Annotated in this window: 8 protein-coding genes and 1 pseudogene; 3 read left to right on the top strand and 6 right to left on the bottom strand. The window is 68.2% G+C overall.

Features of this window, described 5'->3' with window-relative positions; genetic code table 11:
• A partial coding sequence (locus I0C86_RS24875; RefSeq protein WP_196203693.1) for a DUF748 domain-containing protein occupies positions 1–897 on the bottom strand: 897 nt, incomplete at its 3' end.
• A 31-nt stretch (positions 898–928) separates the two neighbouring features.
• Positions 929–1,138 (bottom strand): heavy-metal-associated domain-containing protein, encoded by a 210-nt coding sequence (locus I0C86_RS24870; protein ID WP_196203692.1) that lies wholly within the window; start codon positions 1,136–1,138, stop codon positions 929–931.
• Positions 1,139–1,236: 98 nt separating this feature from the next.
• Between I0C86_RS24870 and I0C86_RS24865 the strand changes: the two genes are divergently transcribed.
• The gene (locus I0C86_RS24865; RefSeq protein WP_196203691.1) at positions 1,237–1,545 is read left to right on the top strand and encodes a metal-sensitive transcriptional regulator; all 309 of its coding nucleotides are present in this window, start codon (positions 1,237–1,239) and stop codon (positions 1,543–1,545) included.
• A gap of 16 nt (positions 1,546–1,561) precedes the next feature.
• Here the strand turns inward: I0C86_RS24865 and I0C86_RS24860 are convergent, their stop codons facing one another.
• On the bottom strand, positions 1,562–2,185 hold the full coding sequence (locus I0C86_RS24860) for a hypothetical protein (protein ID WP_196203690.1): 624 nt from the start codon (positions 2,183–2,185) through the stop codon (positions 1,562–1,564).
• Positions 2,186–2,610: 425 nt separating this feature from the next.
• Here I0C86_RS24860 and I0C86_RS24855 point away from each other — a divergent pair, with 425 nt between their 5' ends.
• A complete protein-coding gene (locus I0C86_RS24855) occupies positions 2,611–3,318 on the top strand; it encodes a hypothetical protein (protein ID WP_196203694.1) in 708 nt (235 codons plus the stop codon).
• Positions 3,319–3,402: 84 nt separating this feature from the next.
• On the opposite strand, the gene I0C86_RS24850 is transcribed toward I0C86_RS24855, so the two are convergent.
• The 3 genes from I0C86_RS24850 to I0C86_RS24840 form a co-directional block, all read right to left on the bottom strand.
• Positions 3,403–4,902, bottom strand: a complete 1,500-nt coding sequence (locus I0C86_RS24850) for an FAD-binding oxidoreductase (protein ID WP_196203689.1) — start codon at positions 4,900–4,902, stop codon at positions 3,403–3,405.
• A 208-nt stretch (positions 4,903–5,110) separates the two neighbouring features.
• Positions 5,111–8,494, bottom strand: coding sequence for a S8 family serine peptidase (locus I0C86_RS24845; RefSeq protein ID WP_196203688.1), 3,384 nt, complete (start codon positions 8,492–8,494; stop codon positions 5,111–5,113).
• Between the two features lie 300 nt (positions 8,495–8,794).
• On the bottom strand, positions 8,795–9,547 hold the full coding sequence (locus tag I0C86_RS24840) for a GNAT family N-acetyltransferase (protein ID WP_196203687.1): 753 nt from the start codon (positions 9,545–9,547) through the stop codon (positions 8,795–8,797).
• 564 nt (positions 9,548–10,111) lie between these two features.
• On the opposite strand from I0C86_RS24840, the pseudogene I0C86_RS24835 reads away from it, so the two are divergent.
• Positions 10,112–10,304, top strand: a pseudogene (locus tag I0C86_RS24835) (hypothetical protein); the annotation flags it as partial.

Here is a 10,304-nt window from a genome sequence, read left to right as displayed (position 1 = left end):
GCCGGCGGTGGTGCTCGGCGGGCTGGCGGGTTCGTCGGCGGTGCCCAGCGTGAACTCGGCGGTGCGGACCGTTCCGGCGTGCCGGAAGTCGAGGTACAGCCGGTAGGCGCCGGTCGAGGGCACCTCGGCGAAGAAGGTGATCCCCGGACCCGCCGGCGTCTTCCCGTCGCCGGGTGCGCCCTCGGGGTGCACGTGCAGGTACGCCAGGTCGCCGTCGCGGAGCGCGACGAGGTGACCGTACGCCCCGAGATAGGGCTGAAGGTCGGTGACGGGTATCCCGTCGCGGCTCACGGTCAGGGTCAGCCGGTTGCTCTGTCCGGGGCGAAGGGTGCCGTCGAGGCGGACGACGTACCCGTCGACGTTCGTGGTCGACGTGGGCGCGGGCAGTGGGCGGGGTTGGTAGACCCCGGGGACGGAGACGTCGATCCCGAGCGTCAGCGCAGCCGCGCCGGTGGGCTTGAAGTCCGCGAACGCGCGCCAACTGCCGGGGGTGGTCAGTGGGGCGGCGACCCGCCAGGTGCCGTCGGGATCCATCTCGGGATGGACGTGCCGGAAGCCCGACAGGTCCCGCCGGGCGACGATCAGGTGCATCCGCTTGTCGTGCTCCACGTCGTATCCGGTCACCGGCCTGTTGTCGGGCCCGATCACTCGGAACGCGAACTCTGCGGCGTCGGCCGGTACGAGTGTGAGGGTGTAGCCCCGGTCGGAGACGAGCAGCCCGCCCGGTAGCCGGGGCTGGCTGGCCGGGTCGGAAGGCTCGTCGTGGCCGGCCGAGTGGGGAGGGTCGGAATCGGCGGCGGTGCGTACGGGACCGGTCAACTGGCCCGTCCCGTACGCCGCGCCGAACACTGTCGCGAGGGCGAGCGCGAAGACGCTCAACTTCGTCGCGGTGTTCATCGTGATACCTGATTTCCGGAATCGAGCGTGGTCAGGGGGTGACGAGTTCGTAGCCGGCCTCGTCCACGGCATTGCGGAGCGCCTGCACGTCCACCGGTTCGGTGCTGTTGACGGTGACCTGACCGGTGGTCAGGTCGACGGCCACCTCGGTAACGCCGGGGATCGCACCGACTTCCGTGCTGACGGCGTTGACGCAGTGGCTACAGGTCATGCCCTTGACCTCGTACTTCTTCGTGATCATCTGATCTCTCCCTTCCGCCACGACCAAGCTTATACCCTAGGGGGGTATCGATGACGACGACCGTAGCATACCCCTGGGGGGTTAGCTATGCTTGGGGCATGACAACCCCTGCGGACACTCCGGCACCGACGCGTGGCTACACCGCCAGCAAGGACCAGTTGCTTGCGCGGCTACGGCGGGTCGAGGGGCAGGTCAGGGGAATCGAGCGGATGGTCGAGGACGACCGCTACTGCATCGACGTCCTGACCCAGATCTCCGCGATCCAGGCGGCGCTGGACAAGGTCGCACTCGGGCTGCTCGACGGGCACGCCCGGCACTGCATGCACGAGGGCGCCGCCGAGGGCCGGGCCGACGAGATGGCCTCCGAGATGATGGCCGCCGTCGGGCGCCTGATGAAGCGCGGCTGAAAGGCCGGGCGTACCTCTACCGAGCCTGTTCGGTCGAACCGTCCCTGCCGGCCGGCGACTTCGACGGGCGGTGCTCGGCACCCTGGACCGGCTGGTCGGGCGGCCGGGTTGGGGCGGTGAACAGGTCGACCTGTTCACCCGGCTCGGCGCTCTGCCGAAGGATGTGCGACGGCGCCGGTCGATCGGTGACCGGGAGCTTCGAGTACCACCGTCCGGTGCCGTCCGGGCCGGCCCGGGACGTGACCCTGAAGGTGACCATGATGATCGGTGCCGGCGGCGGTTCGAATCGTCGGTCGCCCCAGCGGAGCCAGATGGGAACCCGGCCGGCAGCCCCTTCCAGCAGGAGCTTGTCGATGGAGCGTCGCCGGTCGGAGTGATCGACCTCGATCACGACGGGTGAGCCGGCCGTCCGGGCGCACCCGATATCCACTATGGAGTGCTTGTGGGTGTAGGGCGGCGGGAGGGGCATCACGCTGGCGGCTCGGCGATACACCCGCCAACCCTGGGCCATCGCCCAGGCCGCCACCGAGTCGATCAACAGCGCGGTGACCTCGTCGCTCGTCTGGTCGGTGAAGGTCAGTCGATCCAACCAGCCGTCCAGCGCGGCGCCGATCCGCGTACCCTCCTCGGCGTCGTCCACGGAAGTGACGTTACCGCGTCCGGCTCGGCCGTCGAGGGTTCAGCATCCCGCCCGAACAGTTCGCCGGTGGGTCCATGCGGAGCGTTCGTCCCCGGTGTCCGGTTCGGGTTCATGATCGAGTTGGTGCGGTGGAATGTTGGCGGGGGGCCGGTCGTTACATTGGGTGTACGACCGAGTACCACGGCCCGTGACCTGGGCCGGTCGGTGGCGGGCCGGGAATGATCCAGGCCCCTCGGTCGTTACATATTGTGTTCGGCGGAGTACCCCCCAGTACTGGTCGGGCAGTGTCCGGTCCCCGGGACGTGATCCTGGTGTGGGCCGACGAGTTCCATTGACATCCCATGTCCCCCTGTGGGGTGTTCATCCCCGAGTGGAAGGTAACCATCGTGAAGAACACGACTCTGTTCAGCCGATGGCTCCCGGCCATCGAGCAGACTTCGATCATTCGTAAGAGCGCGCTGGGTCTGGCTGGTCTGGCGTTCGTCGGTGGCGCGGTGGCCGGTCCGGCGGTAGCGGCCCAGGCCGCCCCGGAGCAGCACGGCACCGGTTCGGTGTCGCAGTCGGTGATGGCCGACAAGGCCGACAAGGCCGACAAGGCCGACAAGGCCGACAAGGCCGACAAGGCCGACAAGGGTGCCAAGGACAGCAAGGACAGCAAGGACAGCAAGGACAGCAAGGGCAGGCCGTCGCGGGACCGGTTGGTGCCCCGTGGTGTGCAGGGTGAGCAGTCGTCGATTCCGCTGTCGGGTGAGCAGTCCGGCAACGTCAGGGCGATCGTGAAGGCGACGAAGAAGGCTGGTCTGGACGAGCGTGCCGCGGTGATCGCGGTCGGAACCTCGTTGCAGGAGTCGAAGTTGGAGAACCTGGGTCATCTGGGTGACGCCAACGATCATGACTCGCTGGGGTTGTTCCAGCAGCGGCCGTCCTCGGGTTGGGGCACGCCGGAGCAGATCACTGATCCGGAGTACTCGACCATCGCGTTCCTGACCGGGCTGAAGCAGGTCGAGGGTTGGCATGACCTGCCGCTGACCGTGGCCGCGCAGAAGGTACAGGTCTCGGCGTACCCGGACGCGTACGCCAAGTGGGAGAACCAGGCCGCCGACCTCGTCGCGGGCGCCTGGAACAACAGCTGACAACCGGATAGCAGCAGCAGTCCCGCTGGCCGGGTCCCGCACCACGGGGACCCGGCCAGCGGCGTCTTGCGCCCGAACCCCGCATCAGCACGATGAGGGCGGGATGCTCTGCTCGTACTGGAAGACGTTGTGGGGGTCGTACTTCCCCTTGATCCTGCGCAGCCGCTCGAAGTTGGATCCCCAGTAGGCGGTTTCCCACTCCGCCATTCCGATGTTCGGCACGTTGACGTAGGCGCCGTTCACGTAGGGCCGCAGTGCCTGGCTGAACTCGGCGATCCAGGCCTGGGCAACCGGGGTCAGCGCGTCGCCGCTGTCCGGCTCCCCGCGAGTGCCCCAGCCGACGCCGGGCTCGGAATAGAAGAGCGCGTCGCGATGCGGGAACGCCGTACCACCGGGGGGCTCACTCGCTTGAGCCCCGGTGCCGAAGGCCTGGGTGAAGAAGTTGCTGTCATCCGAGGGGGCGTTTTCCATGAATCTGCGGATCAGATTGATCGCCTCCTCCGGGAACGGCTCGGAGGTGAACTGCGAGAAGAACTTCCAATTCGCAGGCTCGTTCGTGGTCGGTATCTGGAATCCGTTGTATATGTCACCCCAGCCCCCGGTCTGCACCGTGACCTCGGGGCTGCCGACCGAGAGGATGTGCTCCAGAAGTTCCTTCGCCTCGGCCTCCGCGCCGTCCGCGAGAACGGCGAACAGCAGAATCTGAGATTTGTGGATCTCAAGCTGGGTTCCGAGGCGATTGTCGGCGAACGGCGCCGTGCGCTGCCATATGTCGAAGATCCCGTGCAGGTCGTCGAGGCCCTGCCAGGTCGCTTGCAGGTAGGCGACGCTCCTCAGCGGGGTCACCCGGTAGGTGAGTGAGGTGACGATACCGAAGTTGCCATTTCCTGCTCCGCGGAGCGCCCAGAGCAGGTCGGAGTGGTGCCTCAGGTCCACCTCGATCGCCTTCGCGCCGTCGGCACCCGACGCGACGACAATCTCCGCCCCGATCAGGCTGTCGCAGGCCATGCCGAGGTAGCGGGTGAGGAAGCCCAGGCCGCCGCCGAGGGTCGCACCGGACAGACCTACGCTTCCCTCCGTTCCAGTCGTCACCGCGAGATCCTGCTCCCCGAGCGCGGTCACCGCCTCCAACTGATTGAGTCCGGCGCCGACTCTCGCGACCCGAGAGGCGGCGTCGATCTGGGTCGACTTCAACTCGCTGACATCGATCACGATGCCGTTGTCGACGTTCGACCAGCCCTCGAGGCTGTGGCGGCCGCTCCGTACCCGCAGAGCGACGTCGTTCTGCCGCGCCCAGGTAAGGGCGTTGACCACGTCCTGGGTCTCCTGAGCGAAGACGATGACCAGCGGATAGCGAACGAAAAGCTCGTCCCAGCCGAGGCTCGCACTCTGGTATCCGGGGTCCTGGGGACGGACGATGCGGCCGGTCAGCTGCGCCGGGGGACCGCTCGTGCCGGAGGACGGACCCAGGTCGTCGTCGGCGAAGGCCGGTGCGTCTCCAGTCACAATGCCCGGGAAAACGACCGCCCCGGCGCCAACGGCCGCCGTTGCTCTCAGCAGTTCGCGGCGAGAAAGGTCGTGCATGATTCCGCATCCTTCCGATCGGGTCACGCCAGCATTCGACCAGGGGAGGTCTTGGCCTCCATCTTTTGGCGCGCGAACTCACGGTAATACGGGAGACTTCTTCGGAGATTTGAAACGGTGTTCCGGAACCCGGTCGGGTGACGCTGGCCCGCCTTCTGCGGTGCGAAGGAACTCTCGCAGGTCGTACGAGGCAGGCGAGCCGTGGCGCCTACGGGGCGATCTTGTACGCCCGGACGACGGTCTGTTCCACGGAGTTGCCCGCGTAGTCCGTCACCGTCGCCCGCAGGGAGACGAACCCTGTCGTGTTCGGGTGCGTCACCGAGACGGTCCGCGCGTTGCCGGATCCCGAGACCGTGGCGTTGGCCCACGACGCCCCGTCGTTGGTCGAGTACCGCACGGTCATGGTCCGCACGCTGCCCGGCGTCGAGCCCGGCTGCGCCGCGAGCGTCGCCGGGAACGTAAATCTGCTGGCCGCTCTCGCTGCGTTGTTGTCGTTGACGGTCGGGCGGAACGAGACGGCCCACAGCGGAAGCCGGACGGTCGCGCCGCCGTTCGGGCTTCTCGAACTGAACGTCCAGGCCGTGGTGATTCGGGTGGAGAGCTCGGCCGGCGCCGGCCGATCCACCGTGCCCTCCAACCGGTAGGTCGACGTGCTGGCCGGCACCGTCACGTCGGGCCAGGGGCCATCGCTGCTGTTGGCGACGACGGTCCCGTTGCGACGGAGGGTGTACTGCGGGGAGGCGCCCCATCCGGAGTGCCCGAACCCGTCGCCGAGGATCGTCGGATCCAGGTGGATGGTGTTCCCGGTACGGTGCACACCGTCGGACGGTGCCGTCAGCGCGGAGAACGACGGGCCGAGCACGGGCTCGTTCCACCCCTCGGTGACCGTGGTCCCCGCGGTGTACGCGTGTGGCGGGCTCTCCAACGAGATCGTCGAGGCACGCGACGCCGGATGGAAGTCCGCGAACGTCGAGAACCAGCGAAGACCGTTGCCGGTGCTGTAGTACTCGGTGTGGTTGAAGGGCAGGTCGAACCCTATCGCAAACTGGCCGGCCCACAACTGGTCACCGAAGAACGGGTACGAGGACTTGTTTCCCCGGGTGTTCGGGGCGCTCTCGGCGAGCCGCGTGTCCACCCGTGCCAACGACGTTGTCGGATAGCCCTGCCTGAACCCGGTCGGGATGTACTGCTCGAACCGTTGCAGCAGATGGTAGCTGCGGGGGGAGTTGAAGAAATCGCCGCCGGTGCCCGGCTGGGCGAGGGTGATGTTCAGGAAGCTGGACAGCCCGTCGGTGCGTTGGTCGGGGTCGACCTGGCCGAGGGCGATCGGGTTACTGCCGGCGTCGAACAGATTGCTGTACGTCCGGGTGTTGCCGGCGGTGTCGCGCCACGAGTAGCCCAGTTCCACGCTGAGCGGCCGCTCGTCCGGGTCATCGGTGACGTCGACCTCGACCGGCCGCGCCATCCGGGCGTCGAGAGTGATGGTCTGGTCGCGGTCGATGCGTACGCTCGGGTTGACCAGCAGCGATTCTCGGGCATCCGGGTCGGTCGAGTCCCCGATCCGGGACTGCAGGAGGTACGTCCCCTGCCGGATGTACCGGGTCATCGGCTCGCTTTCGGTGCCGAGGAAATAGTCCTGCCCGCCATCCAGGGAGAACAGTATCGTGCTGCGTGAGGTGGCCGGCTCGCCGAGGCTGTTGAGGTGGCGGAACGTCACCTCGCCGCCAGCGACGGCCCGGTCGACCGCATAGGGAGTGACGACGCGCACTGCTCCGCCGGCGGTTGCCGTGACGGTGCCGCCGTAGTGCCCCTCCGCGCCGTCGAGTGCGGTGTTGGCGGTGAACCGCACGGCGGCGCTACCGCCCGCCGGTACGGTGATCGACGAGGTACTGAGCGAGAACATCCCGGCCGGCGCGGCCGCGCCGTTCGGGTCCCGGGTCGTCAGCGCCAGGCTCAGGGTCAGGGGCGAGGTGCCGGTGTTGGTGTACGTCACCGTGCGTTCGAGCACCGGGTCGTCGTCGTGTGGGTACTGCTGACGACCCAGGCTGAGACTCGGCGGGTCGGCGAACACCGTCTGGTCGTACCCTCGACCGATGTCGAGCCGGCCGGCACCCTGTTCGAAGATCGGGGTCGGCTCGTGGGGCTGGGACGAGCCCATCAGCGCCGACTTGAGCCGCGCCCCGGTCCACCCGGGGTTGCGCTGGGCGAGGATCGCCGCCGCGCCGGCCACGTGCGGCGCGGCCATCGACGTCCCGTCGAACTGTACGTACGATTCGCCGGGCGGCGTGGAGATCCCCGTGGAACTGGCTGCCGCGGTGATGCTCTGGCCGGGTGCGGTCAGGTCCGGCTTTATCGCGGTGTCGCCGATGCGCGGGCCCCGGGCGCTGAAGTCGGCCAGGTAGTCGTCGTCGCGGACGGCGCCGACCGACAGTGCCGCGTCGGCTGTGCTGGGGCTATCCACCGTCATCTCGCCGGCGCCCCTGTTGCCGGCCGAGATCACGAACAGCGTGCCGTGCTCCGCGGTGAGGGTGTTGACGGCCTCCTCCATCGGGTCGACGCCGAGGGTGTCGGCCCCACCGAGGCTGAGGTTGACCACATCCGCACCCTGCCGCGCGGCCCACTGCATGGCGGCGATGATCGCCGACTCCTGGCAGTTGCCCGAGGCCGCCGCGATGCAGACCTTGCCGTTGAGCAGTGACGCGCCGGGAGCCACGCCCCGGTAGGCGCCGCCGGACGCGGCACCGGTGCCGGCCACGATCGAGGCCACATGGGTACCGTGGCCGAGCATGTCCCGGGCATCGGGCTCCGAGGTGAAGTTCTCGGCGGCGATGACCTTCCCCATCAGGTCGGGGTGGGTGGTGTCGATGCCCGAGTCGAGCACGGCAACCTTCGCGCCGGCCCCGTCGTAACCAGCGGCCCAGGCCCTGGGGGCGCCGACCTGTGGCACGCTGCTGTCGAGATGCAGGCTCAACCTGCGGTCCAGCCACACGCCGCCGATCTCGGCGCGCAGTTCCCGCCGGCCGGTGCCGGTGGTGATCTGGTTCCAGAACGACGCTGCCGTGGCGGACGACGACTCCACCGCGGCCCCGTCCACGCTGGGCAGTTCCCTGGTGAGCCGCGCGCCGCCATTGCCGAACCGTCCGCGTGCCGCCGGGCCCCCGTTCCTGCCGTACTTCACGATCAGCGGCGTTCCGGCACGGCCGCTGTCGTAGCCGTACGCGGCGAGCGCGGTCACGTCGAACAGATTCCGGTCAAGTCTGCCCTCGGCCACGAGGTTCTCCGCGTCGGACGGCAGGACGTGGACGTGCCCTTCGGCGTCGCGATATGTGGCGAAGTGGATACCGTGTCGGCCCTCCGCCGGGTCGATCCTGACCGGGCCCGAGGAGTTGAGGGTCACCCGGTCGCCGGTGAACAGCGTTACGACGGAGCTGGTGTCCGGCCCGGTGTTCTCCGGTCCGATGCCCATCCGTGTCGACGACCCACCGGATGCGGGCCGAGGCTCGGCGGACGCGCCGACCGGGGTCGTACCGACGAGTCCGGCCGCCGTGATCAGGGCGGCCGCGGCAGACGCCAGACAGTGGCGTTGTCGCATCTGGCTCTCCATTCGTCACGACATATCGAAACCCACTGCCGTATTGTCGTGGCCTCGGTCCGGTAGAGGAACCCCCCGAGACCTACCGGTCAGTGTTTCGAGGCTGACCATCATCTATCTCAAGTCGCACCCCGAAAGCGTCCGGGGTGGACGGGCGCCCAGGCCAGGCGCGGTACGCCGGCTTCGATGACGTCCATCGCAGAGCCGAAGTTCGGGATGGCGCGCGCTGCCGGCCGGCGGAGCCTGTCGCCCCGTCGGCCGGCAGCGGTCACACGTCCAGATCAGACGCCGTCGAGAGCCTCAGCCGAGCGCGATGTAGAGGCGCTTGCCCGTGGCCGCGTAACCGACCCGCTCGTACACGCGCCAGGAATCCTCTCCGGAGGCCTCCAACCAGGCGCCCTGAACGCCGTTGGCGAACATCCGGGCGGTGATCCCCGCAGTGAGTGCCCCGGCGATACCGCGTCGACGGAACGCATCGCGCACCGCTATACCGGCCACCTCGGTCACCCCCTCGCCGGGCGGGGAAGCCTGCCCACCCCCTACGTACGAGCCGTCGGGGCCGCGCGCGTACATCACCACGCCGCCGTTGTCCTGGGTGCGCCGTATCCGAGCGACGTCCGCCGGGGTCGCCGTCGGCTCGCCGCCGAAGGCTTCGTTCTGAGCCGCTACGGCGCCGGCGCGGTCCTCGTCCGTCGCCGGTTCGGCTATCTCGAACCCGTCCGGTACGGCGGGCATGGTGAGTGAGTCGGGCGAGCAGACCAGGTAGTCGTGACGAGCCTCCACGCCGAAACCGGCGTCGAGCAGTTGCCGCTCCAGACCGGGTGCGCAGGTGGTGACGTACTCCAGGCGTGGTAGCCGGTCGATTTCGCGGAAGGCCGCGACCAGCCGGGCCACGTCCGTGTTCGTGATGACAGCGTCGGGCCGGGGCGTCGCGTAGTTGATGTATCGGCTGTCGGTCGACGGATCCCAGCCGATGACGAACGGCCCGACCTCGACCGATTGGGGGCGTTGGGATAGCTGGGCAACGACGGAACGCTGGACGATGATGTCCATGATCAAGTAAACCTCAAGTCAAGTTTCTGCGGGCTTCACTTACGAGGAACGTGGGGCCGCCGCAGAACATTGAGGCATTCAGTGCGGACCGGAACTACCGGCCGGGCTCCTGAATACACCGGGCGGCCGCTGAGGTCGCCGTGATCATGGACTTCATTCCCTTGCAGCGTCATGCCGCGCCATGTGCGCGTCGCCGTCAGAGGCTGCCACCGGAGGTTCGCCTCTGTCAACCGAATTGGTGCGGCTGCGTCGGGCGTGGCGCCGGGTCCCCGGTGTCCGGTTCGGGTTCATGATCGAGTTGGTCCGGTGGAATGTTGGCGGGGGGCCGGTCGTTACATTGGGTGTACGACCGAGTACCACGGCCCGTGACCTGGGCTGGTAGACGGCGGGCCGGGAATGATCCAGCCTCCTCGGTCGTTACATATTGTGTTCGGCGGAGTACCCCCCAGTACTGGTCGGGCAATGTCCGGTCCCCGGGACGTGATCCTGGTGCGGGCCGACGAGTTCCATTGACATCCCACGTCCCCCTGTGGGGTGTTCATCCCCGAGTGGAAGGTAACCATCGTGAAGAACACGACTCTGTTCAGCCGATGGCTCCCGGCCATCGAGCAGACTTCGATCATTCGTAAGAGCGCGCTGGGTCTGGCTGGTCTGGCGTTCGTCGGTGGCGCGGTGGCCGGTCCGGCGGTAGCGGCCCAGGCCGCCCCGGAGCAGCACGACACCGGTGCCGTGTCGCAGTCGGTCATGGCCGACAAGG

The sequence above is a fragment of the Plantactinospora alkalitolerans genome (assembly GCF_015690345.1).
Taxonomy (GTDB): Bacteria; Actinomycetota; Actinomycetes; order Mycobacteriales; family Micromonosporaceae; genus Plantactinospora; species Plantactinospora alkalitolerans.
Note: the sequence above shows the minus strand (reverse complement) of the source record. Positions and strands in the feature narration are given on the sequence as shown.